The organism is Nonomuraea cavernae, assembly GCF_014646355.1.
Classification (GTDB): domain Bacteria; phylum Actinomycetota; class Actinomycetes; order Streptosporangiales; family Streptosporangiaceae; genus Nonomuraea; species Nonomuraea cavernae.
In genome coordinates this window covers 260059-283493 of sequence record NZ_BMNH01000002.1, presented here as the reverse complement: position 1 = coordinate 283493, position 23435 = coordinate 260059, and the positions used below count along the sequence as shown (strand labels likewise).

Below are 23435 nucleotides of genomic sequence, written 5' to 3'. Positions count from 1 at the left end.
CCCCGAGTCGCGGGCGAGCCCCCGACCTGGTTTGCTTGGGGCCGTCACACCATCTGAACCGAGCGGGGGCTCGCCGTGCACGCCGTCGAACCGGAGATCGAGATCACCTTTCGCAGCGACATGGACGTGGAGCTGGTCAAGTCCGCCGCGTCCGACGCCGACGTGTTGTGGGCCGCACGGGTCTCCACCAAGGGTGAGAGCTCGCTGGCCGAGGTCGAAGCCGACCCTGAGCGGTCCAAGGGCCTGATCAACTATCTGATGAGAGATCGGCACGGCACGCCGTTCGAGCACTCGTCGATGACCTTCTACGTCAGCGCCCCGATCTTCGTGTTCCGTGAGTTCATGCGGCATCGGACCTTCTCCTACAACGAGGAGTCCGGCAGATACCGGCAGCTGGTCCCGGTCTTCTACGTGCCAGGGCCCGATCGCAAGCTGGTCCAAGAAGGCAAACCCGGCAGATATGTCTTCACCGGCGGCACGCCCGAGCAGCACAAGCTGGTCACCGAGGTGACCCAGGAGAGCTACCGGCGCTCCTACCGCGCCTATCTGGAGATGCTGGAGGCGGGAGTGGCCCGGGAGGTGGCCCGCACCGTGCTCCCGGTCGGCCTCTACTCGTCGATGTACGCCACCTGCAACGCTCGCGCTCTGATGAACTTCCTGTCCCTGCGGACCAAGCGCGAGGACTCCGCGTTCCCCTCGTTCCCGCAGCGCGAGATCGAGATGGTCGCCGAGCGGATGGAGGAGCTGTGGGCGGGGCTCATGCCTCTCACCCACGCGGCCTTCGAAGCCAACGGCCGCGTCTGTCCCTGACGAGAGGGCGCTGGGGCGGGGTCATGCCGCCCCAGCGCCGGGTTCAGGCGAGAGTCGGCATCACGTACACCTCGGCGCCCGGCGGCAGAGCGCAGTCGAGGCTGCCGAGGCCGCGGATGCTGTCACCTGAGATGATCATGCTGATGTGGCGGCGGATGCGGCCGTACTCGTCGCGCAGCCGTTCCTCCAGCAGGGGGTGGGTGCGGCGGAGCGTGTCGAGCGCGGCGCCCAGGGTGGGCGGGGTCTCGGTGTCGGCGCCGACGGCGAAGACCTTGACCTCGCTCCGGCCGCTCACCCAGCGGCGCAACGAGCCGGGCAGCACGAACACGACCATCGTCACGGGCTTGGCCATCGGCTACAGCACCGCCGCGCGCACCGACAGCACGTCGGGCAGGTGCCCGGCCACCAGCGACCAGCTCTCGCCGTCGTCGCGCGAGGCGTAGACCTCGCCGTCGCGGGTGCCGAAGTAGACGCCCGCCTCGGAGGCGGTCATCGCGTCGCGCAGCACGGTCGCGTGCACCGGCGGCTCGGGCAGGCCCCGGTCGAACCCATGCCAGCTCGCCCCCGCGTCGTCGGTGCGGTAGACCCGCAGGTGGTGGTCGACGGGAGTGCGGTCCATGTCGGCTCGCAGCGGCAGCACGTACGCCGTGTCGGGCCGCGAGGAGTGCACCACGATCGGGAAGCCGAAGTCGGACGGCAGCGACGCGCCGACGTCGTGCCAGGAGCCGCCGAAGTCGTCGCTGCGGTAGACGCCGAAGTGGTGCTGCAGGAACAGCCGGTCGGGACGCGAGGCGTGCATGCCCACCTTGTGCACGCACTGCCCGAACTCGGGATACTGCTGCCCCTCGGGCAGGAACGGCGCCCGGATGCCCTGGTTGGCCGCCTCCCACGACACGCCGCCGTCGAGGGTGCGGTAGAAGCCGGCCGCGGACACCGCGATGCCCATGATCCTGGGGTCGGTCGGGTGCGGAATGATCGTGTGCAGGCAGAGCCCGCCGCCGCCCGGCTGCCAGAGCTCCCGGTGGGGGTGCTCCCACAGACCCTCGACGAGCTCGTAGGTGACCCCGCGGTCCTCGGAGCGGAACAACGCGGCCGGCTCCGCTCCCGCCCACACCACGTCGGGCTCCGACGGCGACGGCGTCAGCTGCCACACCCGGGTGAGCGTGGCGCCCGTCTTCTCGGGGAAGGCGACAGGCGCCTGTCGTGCCTCCTGCCAGGTGGCGCCCAGGTCGTCGGAGTAGGTCACCGAGGGGCCGAAGTGGCCGTACTCGATCCCGGCCAGCAGCCGGGGGGTGGCGGTGCGCGTGTCGATCGCCACCGAGGGGACACCGACCGTGGAGAACCGGATGGGTTCGACCTCGAACGCGCCGCCTCCCGCCGAGCGGGCCAGGAACAGGCCCTTGCGGGTGCCGATCGCGAGCATCACATCACTCATGCCTAGCTCCCATCGCTCCTATGTTCGCTTTCCGGCCATCGTGTCACGGCATCGCGGAGGCCGCCGGGAGGTGGGAGATTTGGCGGCCGATTACCCGCCAGGTAATCGTGCCGCTTCCCTCCTGCTCCTAGAGTTGGGCGACATGGGAGCCCTTGCCGTACAAGATGAGACTTTTGGTGATTTGTTGCGGTCGTGGCGGCAGCGCCGCCGCGTGAGCCAGCTGGACCTGGCGATCGAGGCCGACGTGTCGGCCCGCCACCTCAGCTTCCTGGAGACCGGGCGGGCCCGGCCGAGCCGCGAGATGGTGGCGAGGCTGGCCGAGGAGCTGGAGGTGCCGCTGCGGCACCGCAACCGGCTGCTGGTCGCCGCCGGGTTCGCGCCGATGTTCCCCGAGCGTGAGGTGCGCGCCCCCGAGATGCACGCGGTACGGCAGGCGCTGGACAAGATCCTCGCCGGCCACGAGCCGTACCCCGCCCTGGTGGTGGACGCGGCCTGGAACCTGGTGGCGGCCAACCGGGCGGCCGGGATGTTCATGGAGGGCGTGCCCGCCGAGCTGCTGACGGAGCCGGTCAACGCGCTGCGGCTGTCGCTGCACCCCGACGCGATGGGCGGCCGGCTGGCCAACCTGGCGGAGGTGCGCGCCCACCTGCTGCACCGGCTGCGCAGGCAGGCGGAGGTGTCGGGCGACGGGCGGCTGGCCGAGCTGCACGACGAACTGGCCGGCTACGTCTACCCGGGGGTGGACCTGAACGTGGCGCACGTGCCGGGGCCGACCGACATCCTGGTGCCGCTGCGGATCAGGCACGGCGACCGGATCCTGTCGATGTTCACCACGATCGCCACCTTCGGCACGCCGGTGGACGTGACGGTGTCGGAGCTGGCCATCGAGACGTTCTGGCCCAGCGACGAGGAGACCGCCGCGGCCTTCCGGTAGCCGCGCCTACCGTTCGCCGTGGACGATGTCGCGGTGAATGCGCGACAGCGGCACCCCGTCCGCCTGCAGCCGCCGGACCGTCTCGTTGACCATGGGTGACGGCCCGCACACGTACACCTCGTGCTCGGTCCAGGAGTGGAAGCGCCGCGTGACCTCCGGGAGCGCGCCGCGCATCCCCTCGTAACCCGGGTCGTCCGACACCACGGGCACCACGCGCAGCCAGGGGAAGGAGGACTCCATCCGGATCAGGTCGGGCAGGTCGTACAGCTCCTCGGCGGTCCGCGCGCCGTACAGCAGGTGGATGTTGGGCCGGTGGCCCGACTCGATGACCTGCTCGATGATGGCCTTCAGCGGAGCCAGCCCGGTGCCGCCCGCGACGAAGAGCAGGTCGCGCGCGCCGCGTTCCGGCGGCGTCATCGTGCCCATCGGGGGCCCGGCCATGACCGTGTCGCCCACGCGGGTGTCGCGGATCAGCGTGGTCGAGACCCAGCCGCCCGGGACCGAGCGCACGTGCAGCCGGATCGTGTTGTCCGCGCGCGGCGCGTTGGCGATGGAGAAGGTCCGCCACACGCGCGGCCAGCGCGCGGTCTGCACGTTGATGTACTGCCCCGCGGTGTACGGCAGCCGCTGCGTGGGCCGCAGGGTGATGACCGCGATGTCGCGGGCGCGGCGCTCGTGGTCGACGACCTCGGCCAGCCACCAGGCGGGCGACATCCCGGCGTCGGAGTCGGCCGACTCGATCATCTGGTTGGCGGCGGAGCCGTAGGCGGCCACCCAGGCGGCCTCGATCTCGCTGGTCCAGATGTCGGCCGCGAACCTCCTGACGGTCGCGAGCAGGGCGTTGCCGACCGCGGTGTAGTGCTCGGCGACCACGCCGTACTTGCGGTGGTCGCGCCCCAGCTGGCCGAGGAAGCAGGAAAGGCCGCCAGGGCTGTCGAGGCTCCACACGATACGGGTCAGAGCGCCGAACAGCCGGTCGCGCTGGACGTTCATGGCCGGCGGGAACATGCTCCGCAGGTGCGGATTCTCGGCGAACAGCCGGCCGTAGAAGTAGGCGGCGGCCTTGTCCGCCACCGGTTCGATGACGGAGAAACTCTCCTTTACCAGGCGCGGATTCAACGACATATGCCTAATCAACCCCACCCTAGGTGACCGGAATCGGTTTCCGGTCGCGTTGTTCCACCTCCCTGACGGCTCCGGGTGTCGAGCGTCCGGCGGGCCCCGGCTCATCCGAGCGCTCGAAATCGAGTCTTCCACCACCACCTGGGCACCACAACCGTTTCACCCCGATAGGGGGCTAAGCAGAGCTATGTGTAACGGTAGCGTTATTTTTGTTGATCGAATGTCCGGTGATTGTCGGCGACAAGTGAACGTGTATTGCATTCGTATTTACAGCCATTTATCCAAATAAATAACTAAAAGTGTGTTCGGGAGGATCGTTCATCTTCGAGCCCGAGCCCTCCTGCGTGCCCAGGCGATGCCCGTCAGGACGGTCGCCCCCACGGCCACGGCGATCATCGCGGGGCCGGTCCAGCCGGCGGCGGGTGCGGGCCCGGCGTCGCACAGCGCCCTTCGTGAACGGGTATCCGCAGGCCGACCCCTGCGCCTTGGTGAACACCTCCGGCTCGGCCCCGGGGTCACCCTTGTAGACGTGGTCGGTGCGGAACGTGGCGGTGACACTGCCGCCGCCCAGGATCGGTTCGTCCACGCGGACGTCCGTGACTGTGGCGGAGAAGACGGCGGCCGCCTCGTTCACGTGCTGCTGTGGCGTACGCGTCACGCATGAGCAGCCCGAGTGGGCGGTCACGGTGTCCACCGAGATCATCAAGAAGGCAGCGACCAGGGAGAGGACCATCATCATCCGTGTTATCACGTCTATCGGAACGGATCGCGAACATGGTCGGTTCGGCTGAGGCCGGGCCCGGCCGCCGCGAGACGCCGCTCCATGTCATCTCGTCAGGAGCGCCGAGGCCGGTAGATGTACGGAGTCGTGCTGGTCAGCGGGGTGAAGCCGAGGCGGCCCAGGATCGGGCGGCTCTGGTCGGAGGCGTCCACCTGGAGGTAGCGGTAACCGCGCTCGGCGGCGACGCGGGCCCGGTAGGCGACGAGGGCTCGGTAGACGCCGCGCCCTCGCCAGGCCGGCGCGGTGCCCCCGCCCCACAGGCCGGCGAACGCGACGCCGGGGGTCAGCTCGATCCGCCCCCCGCTCACCGGCCGATCCCCGGCCAGCGCCACCACCGCGACCACCGTGTCCGGCTCCCGCGTCAGCCGGTCGAGCAACTGGCGCCCCATCTCGGGCCGGGCCTCGCCGAACGCCTCCTCGTGCGCCCGCGTCAGCAACTCGACGCCGGCCGCGTCGGTGACCGGCGCCAGACGGACGCCGTCCGGCGGCCGGACCTCCTTGGGCAGGGCGGCGACCGGAGCCACCATCAGCGTCTCGGCGGGCTCGGGGACGAAACCGGCCGCCCGCAGCCGCTCCGCCAGGTCGGCCGGCCGGTCGTGCCCGTAGTGCTTCCACTCGAACTCGACGCCCAGCGCGGTGAAGTGGCGCACCTGCGCGGCGATCGCCGCGTCCGCGCCCGCCTCGTCGAGGCACGACCAGACGACCGCGTTCCAGTCGCCGGTCTGCCGCACCACGTCGTCCGCGCGCTCGACCCGGACCCCGGAGCCCTCGGGCGGCACCTCCCGCCGCATCTCCCGGTCGAAGAGGGCGAGCACCGCATCGTGATCCATCCGATTCATCCGCCCACTGCAGCACCCGCCGGCCGGGCCCGGCAACCGGCTTTCCCGGGGCTCGCAGGCCCGATCGCGCGGTCTGCCGGCAGGACGACTCCCAGGCGACCGGTCACGCGGAGACACGCGGCCTGACCGGATCATTTGACGAAATGTCATGCGTGGTCAGTTTTCGGTCCTGAACGGCAGTGACGGAAGGGGATCTCCGAGAGAGGTGACATAACCGAAATGGAGTGCGCCATGATGGGTCAGTGGCCGTCGCCCGACACGATGGCGGCACACCTCCTGCACGCCCCCTGGAGATCGCATGTCCCGACCGCTGATCGGCATCACCGCCTACTTCGAGGCCGCCCGCTGGGGTGACTGGGTGCGCGAGGCGGTGATCTCGCCTCCCGCCTACGCCAAGGCGGTCGAGCGGGCGGGCGGCGCCCCCGTGATCCTGCCGCCGCTCGGCCCGCACGCGGTCGCCGACTACGTGCGCGGGCTGCGGGGCGTGGTGCTGGCCGGGGGCGTCGAGGTGGGCGCCGCGGCCTACGGAGACGAGCAGGACGAGCGGGTGGCCGGGGCGCAGGTCCACCGCGACCGGTTCGAGCTGGCACTGGCCCGGGCCGCCGTGGAGGCCGACGTCCCGATCCTGGCCATCGCCCGGGGCATGCACGTGCTCAACGTCGCGCAGGGCGGCACCCTGATCCCGTGGCTGCCCGAGATGCTCGACCACGACCGGCACGGCGAGCCCGGCACCCCCCACGTGATCCAGGTGAGCGTCTCCAGCACGCTCGGCAAGGCCGTGGGCGACCGGGTCGAGGTGGTCGCGCCGCACGTGCAGTCGCTGCGCCGGCTGGGCAGCGGGCTGCTCGCCGTGGCCTGGGCCGACGACCAGATCGTCGAGGCCGTCGAGCTGCAGGGGCACCGGTTCGGCGTGGGCGTGCAGTGGCATCCCGAGCGGGGCGGGGAAGCCGGCTTGTTCGATGCGTTCGTGGAGGCGGCCCGCTAGGCTGCGATCATGCCGCTGCACCCCCAGGCGCGGGAGTACATCGCGCTCCACCCGTCTGATCTCGGCGCCGACCTGGCCACGCTGGACCTGGCGAGGATCCGGGAGGTCCGGGCGCACGACGAGCTGGCCACCCAGCGAGGGCCGCTCACCCACCTGCCCTTCGTCCGCGACGAGGAGGCCGAGGGGGTGCCGATCCGCGTCTACCGGGCCGACCGGGGCGACGGCGCGCTGCCCGTGGTGGTCTACTTCCACGGCGGCGGCTGGGTGTTCGGCAGCGTCAAGCGCAACGACGCCCTCGGCCGCGACCTGGCGATCCGCACGGGCGCGGTGGTGGTCTCGGTCGACTACCGGCTGGCGCCGGAGCATCCCTTCCCGGCCGCCGCCGACGACGCCTGGACCGTGGTGCGCGACCTGTTCGCCCGCCCCGCCTTCTACCAGAGCAACGGCGCCGTCGCGGTGCTCGGCGACAGCGCCGGGGGCAACCTCGCGGCCGTCGCCGCCTGGCAGGCCCGCGACGCCGGGCTCGCCCTGGCCCACCAGGTGCTCGTCTACCCGGCGCTCGACCTGGCGATGGACACCCCCAGCTACCGTGAGTTCGCCACCGGCTTCGGCCTGGACGCCGCGGAGATGGCGTGGTTCGCCGAGCGCTACGCCCGCGACGCCGATCCCGGCGACCCCCGCCTGTCGCCGCTGCGGCTCGGGTCCCCGGCCGGGCTGGCGCCCGCGACCGTGGTGACCGCCGAGTGCGACGTGCTGCGCGACGACGGCGAGCGCTACGCCGCGCGGCTGGCCGAGGCCGGGGTGCCCGCCGAGGTGCGCCGCTACCCGGGCGCCGTGCACGGCTTCTTCGGCCTGCCCGGCCTGTTCGACCAGGCCATCGAAGCCCGTGCCTACGTGGCCGAACGGCTGCGCGAGGCCTTCGCCAAGGGGGCGGCATGACGTACGAGAAGCTCAAGACCGACATGCCCGAGGCCGGCGTGCTGCGCGTCACGATCAGCGAGCCGCGCAGGCTCAACGCCGTCGACATGACCGGTCACCGCGAGCTGGCCGAGATCTGGCGCGACGTCGACCGCGACGACTCCGTCAGGGCCGTCGTCGTCAGAGGGGAGGGCGAGGCGTTCTCGGCCGGCGGCGACCTGTCGATGATCGAGGAGATGACCCGCGACCACGCCACCCGGTTGCGGGTGTTCGGCGAGGCCCGCGACATCGTCTACAACGTCCTCAACTGCTCCAAGCCGATCATCTCGGCCATCCAGGGCCCCGCCGTCGGAGCCGGGCTGGCGGTCGCGCTGCTGGCCGACATCTCCGTGGCCGGCCGCACCGCCCGCATCATCGACGGCCACACCAGGCTCGGCGTGGCCGCCGGCGACCACGCCGCGATCGTCTGGCCACTGCTGTGCGGGCTGGCCAAGGCCAAATACCATCTGCTGCTCTGTGAGCCCGTCACGGGCGAGCAGGCCGAGCGGATGGGCCTGGTCAGCCTGTGCGTCGACGACGACCGGGTGCACGAGACGGCGATGGAGATCGCCGTCAAGCTGGCCTCCGGAGCGCAGGAGGCGATCAGGCTGACCAAGTACGCGCTCAACAACTGGCTGCGGATGGCCGGGCCCTCGTTCGACGCCTCGCTGGCGATGGAGTTTCTCGGTTTCACCGGCCCTGACGTGGCCGAGGGTGTGCGCGCGCTGAGGGAGAAACGACCGCCCTCGTTCTCGTGACGAGGTGATTGGGCCCCGACTCGGGGTAGGCGCAGTCAGCATGAGAGCCAAGGTCAGCGCGGCCCTGCCGCCGCGCCGGCCTGCGGTGACGAAAGCCTGTCGGCCGAGGTCCAGAAGGCAGGCCCGGAGGCAGAACGGGGGCGCCGTTGAGGGACGGTCCGCTCCCGGCCGCGTACGAGACCGCGAGGGGGAGATCAGGCAGGGGAACGGCGCCATGACCGCGGACATCGACGCCGTTCCGCGCAACCACGAGGGCCGTGGGCAGGCGGGGCCCGGAGGTCAGAAGCTGCGGGGCAGCCCCAGCACCTGGGTCGCGAGGTAGTTAAGAAGCAGCTCCTCGGTCACAGGTGCGACCTTCCCGATGCGGGCGTCGGTGAGCAGCCTGGCCACCGGATACTCCAGTGAGTACGCCATCCCGCCGTGCGTCTGGAAGGCCGCGTCGGCCGCCTCCCAGGCCGCCTGCGACGCGGTCAGCTTGGCGATGTTGGCCTCCATGGCGCAGGGCAGCCGCTGGTCGAAGCTCCAGGCCGCCTTGTACAGCATCAGACGGGCCAGCTCGATCTTGGCCTTGACCTGCGCGAGCGGGAACGCGACCGCCTGGTTGGCGCCGATCGGGCGGCCGAACACCTCGCGCTCCTTGGCGTACGCGACCGCGACCCGCAGGGCCACCTCGGCCCCGCCGAGCGCCGAGGCGGCCAGCAGGACGCGCTCGGGGTTGAGGATGTCCCAGAGCACGGCGGCGCCCTGGTCGACCTGGCCCACCACGCTGGAGGCGGGCACCCGCAGGTCGTCGACGAAGACCATGTTGGACGGCGTGGTGTTGGCGCCCATCTTCGGGATCGGCTGGTAGGTCAGCCGCCCGGCGGCGACCGCGTCGGGCACGTTCACCAGGAACACCGTCAGCCCGTTGGTGCGCGGCTTGGCCTCGGCGGCCGGGATGGTCCGGGTGACCAGCAGCATCCAGGTGGCCCGCTGCACGCCGGTGATCCAGATCTTCTGCCCGTTGATCACGAACTCGTCGCCGTCGCGCCTGGCCGAGGTGCTGATGGCCAGCGAGTTGGAGCCGGCGTCGGGCTCGGTCAGCGCGAAGCAGGTCTCCACCTCCCCGGTGGCGAGCCTGGGCAGCAGCTCCGCCCGCTGCTCGGCCGAACCGTGCCTGGCCAGGGTGAGCGCGCCGAACCCAGGGGTGAGCACGTAGGTGAACGCCGACCCGCCCGCCGCCCCCGACGCCGACAGCGTCTCGGTGGCCACCGCCAGCTCCAGCAGGCCCTGGCCGCCTCCGCCGTACTCCTCGGGGACGGCGAGGCCCAGCCAGCCGCCCTTGGCCAGGTCGGCCCAGACCTCCTCGGGCCAGCGCTTGTCGGCCTCACACCGCTGCCAGTAGTCGAGGTCGTAACGCGAGCAGATGTCGCCGACTCCGCGCTGCACGGCCAGGGCGCTTTCGGTAAGGGTGAAATCCATCACGCCATAGTAGAACCATGTTCTGTTCGGGGTCGAGGACCGTACGCGTCCGGGTTCGCGGACGTTCAGGGGCGGGGTCTGCGGGCGTGGAAGACGAACGCCGGGGGAGCGTTGCGCCACACGGTGCGGCCCTGCACGACCTCCTCGAAACGCTCCCCGAGCAGCGTGCGGAAGCGGCGCGCCGAGCTCAGCGGAATCGCGTGGATGTAGGAGAAGGTGGTGAACGCCCCGGCCGGGCTCATCGCCGAGGCGACCGCGCCGAGCAGGTCGCGCTGCAGCCCCTCAGGGAAGGACGCCCAGGGGAGCCCGCTGATCACCACGTCGGCCTGGTCCACCCCGTGCCCGCCGAGCAGCGCCGACAGCTCGGCGGCGTCGCCGTGCACCACGTCGACCGTGGGGAAGCGGTCGGCCAGCAGGCTCGCCAGCGCCTCGTTGAGCTCCACGGCCAGGTGCCGGCCGCGCCCGCCGAGCCTGCGCTGGATCTCCGCGGTGAACGGGCCGGTGCCGGGCCCCAGCTCGACCACGATCGGCTCGCCCCGTTCGGGGACAGGGGCGCAGACCGACGCGGCCAGCTTCCGGGAGCTTGGCGCGATGGCTCCCACCCGGGTGGGAGCGCGCAGGAACTGGCCGAAGAGCAAGGCGGTGTCGTTGGACATGATCCGAAAGTAGAGGGGAGATCGCAGGGGGCCACTCCGCCAAGGGGACGTGGTTTCGGCCACAAGGAGGAGGCCGGGTCCTCCGGGCGGAGGATCGGGAAATCGTATCGTCCGGGATACCGTGTGCACCATGCGTTGGCGTGGTGTGCCGCTCGACATCCTGCTGGCGGTCTCGGGGGTCGTGCTCGACCTGCTGCTGGCGGGCAAGGCGGGCGGCGAAGAGCACCTGCCGGCCTTCATGATGGTCCCGATGGCCGTCCTGGCCGGCGCGCCCATGGGGTTCGTCAGGCGGTGGCCGTTCGCGGTGAGCCTCTACCTCGCGGCCTTCCTGATCTTCACCGACCAGGTCGGCTCCTTCACCTCCCACACCGTCCAGGTGCTGCTCTGCGTCGCCGTCGGATCGGTCGCCCACCGGTGCGCCTGGCGCGCCGTCGTCCTGTCGCTGGCCGCCACGACCGTAGCCACCGCGATCAACCTGGCCGATCCCGGCATCGCGCTCACCGCCGAAAACTGGCTGTTCACCGTGCTCGTGCCCCTGCTGCCCGCCGTGATCGGCGGCTACCTGCGCGGCCCCGCCGGCCGGCTGGAGAACGACGACATCACGCCCGACGTGCTGCTGGCGGGCGGCGGGGTGGCCGTCGCCGTGCTGAGCACCTGGACCGACTGGCACGGTGACGGGCTGCCGGTGTGGCTGGCCGGGATGCTCGCCGTGTTCGCCGGGCTCTCCCTCGGCGTGAGCCGGAGGATGCCCGGGCTGGTCTTCCTCTTCCAGGGCGCGCTGCTGGTCGCCGCCGACCGCTACCTCGCCGAGGTGGTCACCACCTGCCTGGTGCTGACCTTGATCGCGCTCGCCGTGTTCGCCTTCCGCGTGGCGTCCTGGACCTGGACCGTCGCCGCCTACCTCGCGGGCTGCCTGCTGACCGCGACGGCGGTCGTGGCCGACGCCGGCACCGAGGTCACGCCGTTCCGGGTGGCGGTGCTGATGGCGCTGGTGATCACGCCCATCGCGATCGGCCGCTACCTCGGCGTCCGGCAGGCCGTGGCCGCGGCCGAACGGCTGCGCGCGGGCGAGTCGGCCCGCCTGGCCGTCGCGCAGGTGCGCGCCGACCAGCTGGCCGAGCGCGAGCGCATCGCCCGCGAGGTGCACGACATCGTCGCCCACCACGTCGGCGCGATGGTGCTGCGGGCCGGCGCGGCCCGGTACGCCGCGCCGGAGGGGCCCGTCGCCGACGCCCTGGGCGACATCCGCGACACCGGCCACCAGGTGCTGCAGGACCTGCGCGGCCTGCTCGACGTGCTGCGCGACCCCGAACGCCGGCCGGGCCTGCTCGCCGACCCCGCCGACGTGGTGCGCGAGTCCGCCGAGAGGATGGCAGCCGCCGGGTTGCTGGTGGACCTCGACCTCGATCCGGCCGCCGACCAGGCGCCGCTCGTGGCGCGCGCCTCAGCCGCCCGCATCGTCCAGGAAGGCCTCACCAACGTGCTCAAACACGCCGGACCCGGCACCGAGGTCCGGGTCACCCTCGCGTCCGCCGGCGAGGGGCTGGCCATCGAGATCCGCAACGGCCGCCCGCCCACGGCCATCGAGCGCCTGCCCTCCTCGGGCCGCGGGCTGGCCGGCATGCGCGAACGGGTCCGGGCGCTCGGCGGCACCCTGACCGCCGGCCCCGATGGGGAGGGCGGCTGGCGGCTGAGCGCGAGCCTGCCCGCCGCTGTGCCCGCCGCTGTGCCCGCCGCGCGGGCCGCCACGTGATCCGGGTGCTGGTCGCCGACGACCAGGCCCTGGTCCGCGCGGGCGTCCGGATGCTGCTGCAGGCCGCCGGCGACATGGAGGTCGTCGGCGAGGCCGAGGACGGCGCCGAGGCCGTACGCCAGGCCGGACGGCACCTGCCCGACGTGATCCTGATGGACCTGCGGATGCCCAGGGTCGACGGCCTTGAGGCGATCAGGCGCCTGCTCGCCGTCCGGCCGAACAGCCGGATCGTCGTGCTCACCACGTTCTCCGAGGACGCCGACGTCTACGCCGCGCTGCGCGCCGGCGCGGTCGGCTTCCTGGTCAAGGACGACGAGCCCGAACGCATGGTCGACGCGGTGCGCCGGGCCGCGGCGGGCGAGCAGTTGCTCGGCCCGTCCGCGCTGCGCCGGGTCGTCGAGGGCTTCCTGGCCGCCGGAGAGCCGGCCGCCACGTCCGTGCCCGCCGGGCTGACCGCGCGCGAGCTGGAGGTGCTCGCCCTGGTCGGCACCGGTCTGTCCAACGCCGAGATCGCCGAGGAGCTGCACGTCGGCGTCACCACGGTCAAGACCCACATCGGCGCCGCGATGGACAAGCTGGGGCTGCGCAACCGCATCCAGGCGGCCGTCGTCGCCCACCGCAGCGGACTGGTGGACGAGGACTTCCGCCCCGTACGTCATCCCCGGGGCGGACCGCCGGATAATCCGGCAGGCTGACGACCGGCGGCGCCCCGCGCCGCGACCATGTGGTCCTCACCGTTCCAGGAAAGGACCACACCATGCACGAGACGACGGCTCCGGCCGCGCCCCCCGCCCAGGGACAGGCCGCGCGGGTGCCCGCCGGGCTCCTCTACGGCCTGCGCGTCGTGGTCATCGCGCACGCGGCGGCCCTGCTCGTGGCCGCGTCGCTGGCCGGCCAGTCGGTGGCCTCCGGCGAGGCGCTGACCGAGGCCCACGTCATGGCCGGACTGGTCGTGCACCTGGTGGGGCTGGCGCAGATCGTCTTCGCGGTGCTCGTCTGGCGGCCCGGACACGGGGCGGGCTGGCCGGCGCTCGCCAGCACGGCGCTCTTCCTGGCCGGGATGGCCCAGCACGTCACCTGGTCGGCGCTCGGCGCCCACCTGCCCAACGGGGTGGTCATGTTCGGGCTCATCACCGCGGTGCTGATCTGGGTCTGGTCGCCGCGGGCCGCCAGGCGCAAGTAACCTCGGCGGTGTGTATGTGAAGATCTGCGGCCTCCGTGAGCCCGGCCACGTGACGGCCGCCGTCGAGGCGGGCGCCGACGCCATCGGATTCGTGCTGACCGCGAGCCCCCGCCGGGTGACGCCCGAGCGGGCGGCGGAGCTGGCCCGGCCGGTGCCCGCCCACGTGCTGACCGTGGGGGTCTTCCGGGGCGAGGACCCGGCGACGGTGCGGGCGGCCGCGCTGGCGGCCGGGGTGCGCGCGATCCAGTTGCACGGGGCCCACCCGCACGACGACTTCACCGCGCTGAAGGACCTCGGCCTGACCCTGGTCAGAGCCGTCGACGCGGCGGCCGACCTGCGCTGCGGCGCCCACGACGAGCACCTGCTCATCGTCGACGCGCCCCGCCCCGGCTCGGGAGAGCCGTGGGACTGGGCCGCCGTGCGCGGCCGCCCCTCCGGCCGCTGGATGCTCGCGGGCGGGCTGGGTCCGGCCAACGTGGCCGAGGCTGTCGCCGCCGCCGCGCCCTGGGGGGTCGACGTGTCGAGCGGCGTGGAGGTGGCGCCCGGGGTCAAGGACCCGAAGCTGATCGCGGAGTTCGTCCGGGCCGCCCGCCGTCCGGGCTGAGCGGCTTCGGCCTCCGGCGATGAGATCGCCGCCCGGGGCTTTCGCGTGTCAGGGCGGGCAGGTGGCCGTGATGGGTCACCCGGCGGGCCGCTGGGGCCACAGGTGACGCAGTAGGGTCTGCTGCGTGAGCGAAACTTCCGCCGAGGACCGCATCTGGACGATTCCTAACCTGTTGAGCTTCCTACGTCTTCTCGGCGTGCCTGTGTTCCTCTGGCTGGTTCTGGGGCCGAAGGCCGACGGCTGGGCCATCGCCGTCCTCGCCCTCGCCGGGTTCACCGACTGGCTCGACGGCGTGATCGCTCGCAGGTTCGACCAGACCAGCCGGCTCGGCAGGCTCATCGACCCGGCCGCCGACAAACTGTACGTCTTCGCGACGATCCTGGCGTTGCTGGTGCGCGACATCATCCCGTGGTGGCTGGTGGTCGCCATTCTGGGGCGTGAACTCTTCGTCGCCTGTTTCATTCCTGTACTTCGCAAACACGGATATAAGGCACTTCAAGTGCATTTTCTGGGCAAGGCCGCCATGTTTAGTCTCATGTACGCCTTCCCTCTGCTGTTCCTCGCCTCGCACACTGGCTGGTACGCCGATATGGCCCGAATTGTCGGGTGGGCCTTCGCCCTCTGGGGAACGGGTCTGTACTGGTGGGCAGGGTTGCTGTATGTGATACAGGTGCGTCGGCTCGTAACTGCGACCTCTAAGGAGTGATCGGGTGAAGGCGGTCGTCATGGCGGGCGGGGAGGGGACTCGGCTGCGTCCGATGACCGCCAACCAGCCCAAACCCCTGCTTCCCGTAGCCAATCGCCCGATCATGGAACACGTGTTGCGCCTGCTCAAGCGGCACGCGGTCACCGAGACCGTCGTCACGGTCCAGTTCCTGGCCGCACTCGTGCGCAACTACTTCGGCGACGGCGACGAGCTCGGGATGAGCCTGCAGTACGCCACGGAGGAGCTGCCCCTCGGCACGGCGGGCAGCGTCAAGAACGCCGCCGACCGGCTGCGTGACGACCGCTTCCTCGTCATCTCCGGCGACGCTCTCACCGATATCGATTTGTCGGATATGGTCCGGTTTCATCGCGAAAATTCGGCGCTTATCACGATCGGCCTGAAACGCGTCCCGAACCCGCTCGAATTCGGGATCATCATCGTCGACGAGTCCGGCCGGGTGCAGCGCTTCCTGGAGAAGCCCACCTGGGGCCAGGTCTTCTCCGACACCGTCAACACCGGCGTCTACGTCATGGAGCCCGAGGTCCTCGACCGGGTCGCGGCCGGCGAGCCCGTCGACTGGTCGGCCGACGTGTTCCCCGACCTCCTCGCCGCCGGCGCCCCCATCTACGGCTACATCGCCGACGGCTACTGGGAGGACGTCGGCAGCCACGACAGCTACCTCAAGGCCCACGCCGACGCCCTGTCCGGCCGGGTCAAGCTGGACATCGGCGGCTTCGAGCTCTCGCCCGGCGTCTGGGTGGCCGAGTCGGCCTCGATCGACACCGACGCGGTGCTCAAGGGCCCGCTGCTCATCGGCGACTACGCCAAGGTCGAGGCCGGGGCCGAGCTGCGCGAATACACCGTCCTGGGCAACAACGCGGTGGTCCGCGAGGGGGCGTTCCTGCACCGGGCGGTCGTGCACGACAACGTCTACCTCGGCCCCGGGACCCACCTGCGCGGCTGCGTCATCGGCAAGAACACCGACGTGATGACCGGCGCCCGCATCGAGGAGAACGCGGTCATCGGCGACGAGTGCGTCATCGAGCCCGAGGTGTACGTCTCCAGCGGCGTCAAGATCTACCCGTTCAAGACCATCGAGGCCGGCGCGGTCGTCAACACCAGCGTCATCTGGGAGTCGCGCGGCCAGCGCAGCCTCTTCGGGCCCAAGGGGGTCAGCGGGCTGGTCAACGTGGAGATCACCCCCGAGCTGTGCGTACGGCTGGCCAGCGCCTACGCGACGACCCTGAAGAAGGGCGAGCACGTCGTCACCGCCCGCGACTCCTCGCTGGCGGCCAGGGCGCTCAAGCGGGCCGTGATCGGCGCGCTCACCGCCAGCGCCATCAACGTGCTCGACCTGCAGGCCGCCCCGCTGCCCGTGGCCCGCTTCCACACCTCCCGCGAGTCGGCCGCCGGGGGCATCGCGCTGCGCACCAGCGCCGGCGACCCGCAGAGCGTGGACATCGTGATCATGGACGACCGGGGCGCCGACCTGCCGGCGGCCGCCCAGCGCAAGCTGGAACGGGTCTTCTCCCGGCAGGAGTTCCGCCGGGCCTTCCCCGGCGAGATCGCCGGGCTCGCCTATCCGGCCAGGGTCGTCGAGGACTACGCGTACGAGCTGCTGCGCCGCGTGGACATGACCGGCATCCGCGACATGAAGGTGGTGGTCGACTGCGCGGGCGGCACCTCCTCGCTCGTCCTGCCCACCCTGCTCGGCCGCGTCGGGGTCGAGGTGCTCACGGTCAACGCCCGGCTCGACGAAGCCTCGCCCACCGAGACGCTCGCCGAGCGCCGCCGCGACCTGCAACGCCTGTCGGAGCTGGTCAGCTCCTCGCGGGCGGCGTTCGGGGTCCGCTTCGACCCGGTCGGCGAGCGGATCGCGCTGGTGGACGAGATGGGCCAGCTGATCGGCGAGGAACGGGCGCTGCTCGTGGTGCTCGACCTGATCGCCGCCGAGCGCGGGGGCGGCCGGGTGGCCCTGCCCGTCACCACCACCAGGGTGGCCGAGCAGGTCTGCCGCTTCCACGGCGTACAGGTGCAGTGGACCTCGACCGCCCTCGACGCGCTCACCTCCGCGGCCGCGGAAGACGACATGATCTTCGCGGCCGACGGCCGGGGCGGCTTCGTCGTGCCGGAGTTCACCCCGGCCATCGACGGGCTGGCCGCGTTCATGCGGCTGCTCGGGCTCGTCGCCCGCACCCGGCTCTCGCTCAGCCAGATCGACGCCCGCATCCCCGAGGCCAAGCTGCTCAAGCGGACCGTGCCGACGCGCTGGGCGGCCAAGGGTGCGGTGATGCGCTCGGTCATCGAGTCGGCCGAGGCGGGCTCCGACGGGCACCGGATCGACACCACCGACGGAGTGCGGGTCGTGGGCGACGACGGCAGCTGGGTGCTGATCCTGCCCGCCGCCACCGAGCCGGTCACCGACCTGTGGGCCGAGGCCCAGGACGTCGACACCGCCCAGTCGCTTCTGGAACGTTGGGCCAGAATCGTCGAGGACGCGGCCACTTGAGGGTAATATCGCCCTCTGTGATCTTGACCGGACGCTCGCGCCGGGGCTTGCATGATCGTATGGTGGGAAACGCGCGGCGGCATGGACCTTCAGGCTCGGGCGGCGGTAACTTTGTCACCGTCCGAACTGTCGTCCAGCGCCCCGCCTTGACCTTTGCCGTTCAGCAGCGTAAGTTGCGGCATTCGCAAACTTGAAGAGCGAAGCGAGGCGCGCCCCGAGCACCGTCGCCGCGTCTTCGCGGTAGGAGGCCGAGCCGATCGATGCCGAGCGTCTACTGCACGCAGTGCGGGCACGCCAACCCCGAGGATGCCCGTTTCTGTTCCCGTTGTGGGTCACCGCTGACCAGACCCGAGGTCTCCGCGGATACCACCTCGACGATCTCCGTCGCGGGAATCGAGGCGTACGAGGCTGAGACCGGAGACATGCTCCTGGCCGAGCGGGCGCTGGTCGAACAGCTGCCGCCCGGCACGGCGTTGCTCAGCGTGACCAGGGGCCCCAACCAGGGCAGCCGGTTCCGGCTGGACAAGGACCTGACCACCACCGGGCGCCATCCCGAGAGCGACATCTTCCTCGACGACATCACGGTCTCGCGGCGTCACGTCGAGTTCTACCGGCACCGCGGGGGCCAGTTCTCGGTGCGTGACGTGGGCAGCCTCAACGGCACCTACGTCAACAGGGAGCGCATCGAGGAGGTGCCGCTGCACTCCGGCGACGAGGTGCAGATCGGCAAGTTCCGGCTGGTCTTCCTGATGCGGACCGCCGCAGGCGCATGAGCTCGCAGGCGGCACGCTCGCACATGAGCATCGGGGAGGTGCTCGCGCTCCTGCAGGGCGAGTTCCCCGACGTGACGATCTCCAAGATCCGCTTCCTGGAGGGCGAGGGTCTCATCGAGCCCGAGCGCAGTCCGTCGGGTTACCGTAAGTTCACCCACCTGCACGTGCAGCAACTGCGCTACATCCTCACCGAACAGCGCGACCACTACCTCCCGCTGCGGGTGATCAAGGACAAGATGGCCGAGGAGCTCGGCCGTCCGCGTGCCGTGCCGGAAAGCCGCGAGGTGCTGCTCAGCCGCGCGGAGTTGCTGGAGGCGGCCGGGCTCGACGAGGAGACCCTCGCCGAGCTCGAGGACTACGGCCTGCTCGCCGCGCGGGCCAGGCGCTACGACCAGGACGCGCTCGACGTCGCGCGCAGCGTCGGCGCGCTGTCCCGGTTCGGGCTGCACGCCCGCCACCTGCGCGCCGTCAAGGCGGCGGCCGAGCGTGAGAGCGGCCTGGTCGAACAGGCGGTCGCGCCGATCCTGAAACGCCGCGCGCCGGGCGCGATCGGCGAGGCCGACGAGATCGCCAGGGAGTTGTCCTCCCTGCTGCTCGAACTGCACGCCGCCCTTGTGCGCGCGGGGGTGCGCGGCGTTCTGGGGCGATGAACCGGACCGGCGGGACATTCGAGGCCCACCGGGTGTTACGTTGAATTGCAGAAGCGGACCAGAAATGAGCCGTGCCGGGTCACCGGCCGGTCGATACGGAGCAGCCCGTGTTGCAGATGGAGGTCGTGGGCGTTCGGGTAGAAATGCCCACAAATCAGCCGATCGTCTTGCTCAAGGAGGCACACGGGGAGCGGTTCCTTCCTATATGGATCGGCATGACCGAAGCGACGGCCATCGCGTTGGCCCAAGCGGAGGAGCCACCTCCCCGGCCGCTCACGCACGACCTTTTCCGGGACGTGCTGAGCGCGCTGGGCGTCGGCCTGCGTGCCGTCAACATCGTCGCCCTGCGCGAGGGCATCTTCTTCGCCGACCTCGTCTTCTCCAACGGCGTGGAGGTGAGCGCGCGGCCGTCCGACTCGATCGCGCTCGCCCTGCGCACCGGGGCGCGCATCTTCGCCAGCGAGGAGGTCGTCCAGGAGGCAGGGGTGATCATCCCTGACGACCAGGAGGACGAGGTGGAGAAGTTCAGGGAGTTTCTTGACACGATCACTCCCGAGGACTTCGGCAGGGCGGGGTAGGTATTTCAGTGCATTTACGCTTCACGACGCGCCGAGCCGGATCGTTGACTGCGCATGGTCACGGTCCTACGGTGCAAGTGAAACCCGTGGTCGCCCTTTACTAACCCCCAGATCAGACCATGGGATGAGAGAAAGCCGGAGGTCCGCGTGGCGGTCAGCAGCGGCGAGGGAAAGACGGCCGGCCAGGAAGATCCGGTGCGGCGTGAGAGTGCGCGGCAGCGTGCCGGAGAGCAGGGGCTGCTCTTCGACGAGCAGCCGACGACGCTGCCGATGGACATCGGCTACCGTGGCCCGACGGCCTGTTCGGCGGCCGGCATCACCTACAGGCAGCTCGACTACTGGGCGCGCACCGGCCTGGTCGAACCCACGATAAGGGCCGCTCAGGGCTCCGGTTCGCAGCGCCTCTACAGCTTCCGCGACATCCTGGTGCTCAAGGTCGTCAAACGGCTGCTCGACACCGGGGTCTCCCTCCAGCAGATCCGCACCGCCGTCCAGCACCTGCGTGACCGCGGAGTGGGAGACCTCGCGCAGATCACCCTGATGAGCGACGGCGTCAGCGTCTACGAGTGCACCTCGGCCGACGAGGTGATCGACCTGCTCCAGGGCGGCCAGGGCGTGTTCGGCATCGCGCTCGGCCGGGTCTGGCGTGAGGTCGAGGGCTCGCTCGCGGAGCTGCCGGGGGAACGCGCGGCGGTCGCGGACACCGTCCCGGCCGACCACCCCGCTGACGAACTGGCCCAGCGGCGACGGGCTCGCCGCACAGGGTAGTAATCTAGGACAAGCTGGCAACCCCGTGCGGGAGAGTCCCCGGCCTGACCGGGGCGCCGAAGGAGCAACCTCCCCGGAATCTCTCAGGCACCCGTACCGCTCGGGCGAGGCAACTCTGGAAAGCAGGCGCGTCCGCCAGGCGCGTCTCACCGACGGTGCAAGCCCTCCGGGTGAAGCTCTCAGGTCGACATGACAGAGGGGGAGATCCGGCACGCGCCCGCGCCCCGGCGCCGGTCTCCACAGCCTCGGGAGGCATCTCCATGACCGACCTGTCACTTCCGCCGTTCTCGACCCGGCACATCGGCCCATCGGAGTCCGAGCAGCAGCGCATGCTCGAGAGCGTGGGCTTCGAATCGGTCGCCGACCTGGTGGCCGTGGCCGTGCCCGAGGGCATCAGGACGAAGGACCGGCTGGCGCTGCCCGCCGCGGCGAGCGAGCACGAGGCCATCGCCGAGCTGCGCGCCCTGGCCGGCCGCAACCGCGTCCAGACCTCCATGATCGGGCTGGGCTACCACGACACCATCACGCCCGCCGTCATCCGGCGCAACCTGCTGGAGAACCCCGGCTGGTACACCGCCTACACGCCCTACCAGCCCGAGATCTCGCAGGGCCGCCTCGAGGCGCTGCTGAACTTCCAGACCGTGGTGACCGACCTCACGGGGCTCGACGTGGCGGGCGCGTCGCTGCTCGACGAGGCCACCGCCGCCGCCGAGGCCATGACGCTGGCCCGGCGGGCCGGCCGGTCCAAGAGCGCCGTGTTCGTCGTCGACGCCGACGCGCTGCCCCAGACCAAGGCGGTGCTGACCACCCGCGCCGAGCCGCTCGGCATCACGCTCGTCGAGCACTCCCTCGACGGCGACCTGCCCGAGTGCTTCGGCGTGCTCGTGCAGTATCCGGGCGCCTCCGGCCGGGCCCGCGACTTCCGCTCGGTCGCCGCCGCCGCGCACGACGCGGGCGCCCTCGTGGTGGCCGCCGCCGACCTGCTGGCGCTCACCCTGCTCGCCGCCCCGGGCGAGCTGGGCGCCGACATCGCCATCGGCTCCTCCCAGCGGTTCGGCGTGCCGTTCGGCTTCGGGGGGCCGCACGCGGCGTACATGTCCGTACGCGAGGGGTTGCAGCGCCAGATGCCCGGCCGCCTCGTGGGCGTCTCGATCGACGCCGACGGCGACCCGGCCTACCGGCTGGCCCTGCAGACCCGCGAGCAGCACATCCGCCGCGAGAAGGCGACCAGCAACATCTGCACCGCCCAGGTGCTGCTCGCCGTCATCGCCGGGATGTACGCCGTCTACCACGGCCCCGAGGGGCTGCGCCGCATCGCCTCCCGGGTGCACCGGCACGCCGCCGTGCTGGCCGAGGGGCTGCGCCGGGCCGGCGTCGAGGTCGTGCACGACGAGTTCTTCGACACCGTGCTGGCCCGCGTGCCCGGCCGCGCGGCCGACGTCGTGCGCGAGGCCGCCGGACGCGGCGTCAACCTCTGGCGCGCCGACGCCGACCACGTCTCCGCCGCCTGCGACGAGAAGACCACGACGGCCGAGCTCGAACACGTCCTCGCGGCCTTCGGCCAGGTGCTCGGCCACGAGGCCGTCACGCGGGCCGAGCTCGACGAGCTGGCCGCCGACGCCGGGCTCGACCGGCTGCCCGCCACGCTGGCCCGCGAGTCCGGCTACCTGACCCACCCGGTCTTCCACAGCCACCGCTCCGAGACCGCGATGCTGCGCTACCTGCGCAGGCTCCAGGACAAGGACATCGCGCTCGACCGGTCGATGATCCCGCTCGGCTCGTGCACGATGAAACTCAACGCGACCACCGAGATGGAGCCCATCACCTGGCCCGAGTTCGCCGCGATCCATCCCTACGCGCCCGAGGAGCAGACCGCCGGATACCGCGAGCTGATCGAGACGCTGGAGGGCTGGCTGGCCGAGCTGACCGGCTACGACGCTGTCTCCATCCAGCCCAACGCGGGCTCCCAGGGCGAGTTCGCCGGGCTGCTGGCCATCCGCGCCTACCACCGGGCGAACGGCGACACCGGGCGCGACGTGTGCCTCATCCCGTCGTCGGCCCACGGCACCAACGCGGCCAGCGCCGTCATGGCCGGGATGCGGGTCGTCGTCGTGGCCTGCGACACCGAGGGCAACGTCGACCTGGCGGATCTCGACGCCAAGATCGCCAAGCACGGCCCCGAGCTGGCCGCCATCATGGTCACCTACCCGTCCACGCACGGCGTCTACGAGGAGACCATCACCGAGATCTGCGCCAAGGCGCACGACGCCGGCGGCCAGGTCTACGTCGACGGGGCCAACCTCAACGCGCTGGTCGGACTGGCCAAGCCGGGCCACTTCGGCGCCGACGTGTCCCACCTCAACCTGCACAAGACGTTCTGCATCCCGCACGGGGGCGGCGGTCCCGGCGTCGGCCCCGTCGCGGTCCGCGGTCACCTGGCCGCCTACCTGCCCGGTCACCCGCTGCGCGACGGCTCGCCGGTCGGCCCGGTGTCGGCCGCCCCCTACGGCTCGGCCGGCATCCTGCCGATCTCCTGGGCGTACATCAGGATGATGGGCGGCGACGGCCTCACCGCGGCGACCGAGCAGGCCATCCTGTCGGCCAACTACCTGGCCCGGCGGCTCGCCCCGCACTACCCGGTGCTCTACACCGGGCGCGGCGGGCTGGTGGCCCACGAGTGCATCGTGGACCTGCGCCAGATCACCAAGGAGACCGGCGTCACCGTCGACGACGTGGCCAAGCGGCTCATCGACTACGGGTTCCACGCGCCCACGATGTCGTTCCCCGTGGCCGGCACGCTGATGATCGAGCCCACCGAGAGCGAGGACCTGGCCGAGCTCGACCGGTTCGCCGACGCCATGATCGCCATCCGGGGCGAGATCGCGCGGGTCGCCTCCGGCGAGTACGACAGGACCGACAACCCGCTGCGCAACGCCCCGCACACCGCCGAGGCCGTCACGTCCGACGTGTGGGAGCACCCCTACTCCCGCGGCGAGGCGGCCTACCCGGTGCCCTCGCTGCGCGACGGCAAGTACTGGGTTCCGGTGCGCCGCATCGACCAGGCCTACGGCGACCGCAACCTGGTGTGCTCCTGCCCGCCGCTCGAGGCGTACGAGGACTGACCTCCGCGTCGTCCCGCGGCCTTCCCGCCCGCCGGGGGAGGGCCGAGGGAC

At 71.4% G+C, this 23435-nt stretch carries 23 protein-coding genes and 2 riboswitches; of the genes, 16 read left to right on the top strand and 7 right to left on the bottom strand.

Annotation, left to right across the window (positions count from 1 at the left end):
* Positions 1-75: 75 nt before the first annotated feature.
* Entirely contained in the window at positions 76-810 is a 735-nt protein-coding gene (thyX, locus tag IEY82_RS05620) for an FAD-dependent thymidylate synthase (protein ID WP_225262247.1), read from the top strand.
* Positions 811-853: 43 nt separating this feature from the next.
* On the opposite strand, the gene IEY82_RS05615 is transcribed toward thyX, so the two are convergent.
* Together IEY82_RS05615 and IEY82_RS05610 are read right to left on the bottom strand one after the other, a co-directional pair.
* Entirely contained in the window at positions 854-1162 is a 309-nt protein-coding gene (locus IEY82_RS05615; protein ID WP_189122890.1) for a ubiquitin family protein, read from the bottom strand.
* 3 nt (positions 1163-1165) lie between these two features.
* Complete coding sequence (locus IEY82_RS05610) at positions 1166-2245, bottom strand: WD40/YVTN/BNR-like repeat-containing protein (protein WP_189122889.1); 1080 nt, start codon at positions 2243-2245, stop codon at positions 1166-1168.
* Positions 2246-2387: 142 nt separating this feature from the next.
* On the opposite strand from IEY82_RS05610, the gene IEY82_RS05605 reads away from it, so the two are divergent.
* A complete protein-coding gene (locus IEY82_RS05605) occupies positions 2388-3179 on the top strand; it encodes a helix-turn-helix domain-containing protein (protein ID WP_189122888.1) in 792 nt (263 codons plus the stop codon).
* Positions 3180-3185: 6 nt separating this feature from the next.
* On the opposite strand, the gene IEY82_RS05600 is transcribed toward IEY82_RS05605, so the two are convergent.
* The 3 genes from IEY82_RS05600 to IEY82_RS05590 all read right to left on the bottom strand — a co-directional run bounded on the left by IEY82_RS05600 (position 3186) and on the right by IEY82_RS05590 (position 5912).
* Positions 3186-4304 (bottom strand): globin domain-containing protein, encoded by a 1119-nt coding sequence (locus tag IEY82_RS05600; RefSeq protein ID WP_189122887.1) that lies wholly within the window; start codon positions 4302-4304, stop codon positions 3186-3188.
* Positions 4305-4578: 274 nt separating this feature from the next.
* Positions 4579-4995 carry a hypothetical protein gene (locus IEY82_RS05595; RefSeq protein WP_189122886.1) on the bottom strand — a complete coding sequence of 139 codons (417 nt, stop codon included), beginning with the start codon at positions 4993-4995 and terminating at the stop codon, positions 4579-4581.
* A gap of 140 nt (positions 4996-5135) precedes the next feature.
* Complete coding sequence (locus IEY82_RS05590) at positions 5136-5912, bottom strand: GNAT family N-acetyltransferase (RefSeq protein ID WP_189122885.1); 777 nt, start codon at positions 5910-5912, stop codon at positions 5136-5138.
* A gap of 307 nt (positions 5913-6219) precedes the next feature.
* Between IEY82_RS05590 and IEY82_RS05585 the strand changes: the two genes are divergently transcribed.
* Genes IEY82_RS05585 through IEY82_RS05575 form a run of 3 tightly spaced genes read left to right on the top strand, consistent with a single transcriptional unit; the run spans position 6220 to position 8621 of the window.
* Positions 6220-6906 (top strand): gamma-glutamyl-gamma-aminobutyrate hydrolase family protein, encoded by a 687-nt coding sequence (locus IEY82_RS05585; protein WP_189122884.1) that lies wholly within the window; start codon positions 6220-6222, stop codon positions 6904-6906.
* 9 nt (positions 6907-6915) lie between these two features.
* A complete protein-coding gene (locus IEY82_RS05580) occupies positions 6916-7845 on the top strand; it encodes an alpha/beta hydrolase (RefSeq protein ID WP_189122883.1) in 930 nt (309 codons plus the stop codon).
* Complete coding sequence (locus IEY82_RS05575) at positions 7842-8621, top strand: enoyl-CoA hydratase/isomerase family protein (protein ID WP_189122882.1); 780 nt, start codon at positions 7842-7844, stop codon at positions 8619-8621. Before IEY82_RS05580 ends, IEY82_RS05575 begins: the two co-directional genes overlap by 4 nt.
* 279 nt (positions 8622-8900) lie before the next feature.
* Here the strand turns inward: IEY82_RS05575 and IEY82_RS05570 are convergent, their stop codons facing one another.
* Positions 8901-10082, bottom strand: coding sequence for an acyl-CoA dehydrogenase family protein (locus IEY82_RS05570; protein ID WP_189122881.1), 1182 nt, complete (start codon positions 10080-10082; stop codon positions 8901-8903).
* A 65-nt stretch (positions 10083-10147) separates the two neighbouring features.
* Positions 10148-10738 carry a class I SAM-dependent methyltransferase gene (locus IEY82_RS05565; protein ID WP_189122880.1) on the bottom strand — a complete coding sequence of 197 codons (591 nt, stop codon included), beginning with the start codon at positions 10736-10738 and terminating at the stop codon, positions 10148-10150.
* A 130-nt stretch (positions 10739-10868) separates the two neighbouring features.
* Between IEY82_RS05565 and IEY82_RS05560 the strand changes: the two genes are divergently transcribed.
* The 11 genes from IEY82_RS05560 (at position 10869) to gcvP (ending at position 23384) form a co-directional block, all read left to right on the top strand.
* Complete coding sequence (locus tag IEY82_RS05560) at positions 10869-12491, top strand: sensor histidine kinase (RefSeq protein WP_225262249.1); 1623 nt, start codon at positions 10869-10871, stop codon at positions 12489-12491.
* Complete coding sequence (locus IEY82_RS05555) at positions 12488-13186, top strand: response regulator (RefSeq protein WP_189122879.1); 699 nt, start codon at positions 12488-12490, stop codon at positions 13184-13186. Before IEY82_RS05560 ends, IEY82_RS05555 begins: the two co-directional genes overlap by 4 nt.
* A gap of 62 nt (positions 13187-13248) precedes the next feature.
* Positions 13249-13674: a hypothetical protein gene (locus tag IEY82_RS05550; RefSeq protein WP_189122878.1), complete on the top strand. Its 426-nt coding sequence runs from the start codon at positions 13249-13251 to the stop codon at positions 13672-13674.
* 10 nt (positions 13675-13684) lie between these two features.
* A complete protein-coding gene (locus tag IEY82_RS05545; protein WP_189122877.1) occupies positions 13685-14278 on the top strand; it encodes a phosphoribosylanthranilate isomerase in 594 nt (197 codons plus the stop codon).
* 124 nt (positions 14279-14402) lie between these two features.
* Positions 14403-14984, top strand: a complete 582-nt coding sequence (gene clsA, locus IEY82_RS05540; RefSeq protein ID WP_189122876.1) for a cardiolipin synthase ClsA — start codon at positions 14403-14405, stop codon at positions 14982-14984.
* A gap of 4 nt (positions 14985-14988) precedes the next feature.
* Positions 14989-17493 carry a mannose-1-phosphate guanyltransferase gene (locus tag IEY82_RS05535; RefSeq protein WP_189122875.1) on the top strand — a complete coding sequence of 835 codons (2505 nt, stop codon included), beginning with the start codon at positions 14989-14991 and terminating at the stop codon, positions 17491-17493.
* Positions 17494-17753: 260 nt separating this feature from the next.
* Positions 17754-18266, top strand: a complete 513-nt coding sequence (locus IEY82_RS05530) for a double zinc ribbon and FHA domain-containing protein (RefSeq protein ID WP_189122874.1) — start codon at positions 17754-17756, stop codon at positions 18264-18266.
* Positions 18267-18289: 23 nt separating this feature from the next.
* Positions 18290-18916, top strand: a complete 627-nt coding sequence (ftsR, locus tag IEY82_RS05525; RefSeq protein ID WP_225262251.1) for a transcriptional regulator FtsR — start codon at positions 18290-18292, stop codon at positions 18914-18916.
* 107 nt (positions 18917-19023) lie between these two features.
* Positions 19024-19494 (top strand): bifunctional nuclease family protein, encoded by a 471-nt coding sequence (locus IEY82_RS05520; protein WP_189122872.1) that lies wholly within the window; start codon positions 19024-19026, stop codon positions 19492-19494.
* 147 nt (positions 19495-19641) lie between these two features.
* Positions 19642-20262, top strand: coding sequence for a MerR family transcriptional regulator (locus tag IEY82_RS05515; protein WP_189122871.1), 621 nt, complete (start codon positions 19642-19644; stop codon positions 20260-20262).
* Positions 20263-20280: 18 nt separating this feature from the next.
* Positions 20281-20371: riboswitch (glycine riboswitch) on the top strand.
* A riboswitch (glycine riboswitch) is annotated at positions 20372-20468 on the top strand.
* Between the two features lie 54 nt (positions 20469-20522).
* Positions 20523-23384, top strand: a complete 2862-nt coding sequence (gcvP, locus tag IEY82_RS05510; RefSeq protein WP_189122870.1) for an aminomethyl-transferring glycine dehydrogenase — start codon at positions 20523-20525, stop codon at positions 23382-23384.
* Positions 23385-23435 lie beyond the last annotated feature (51 nt).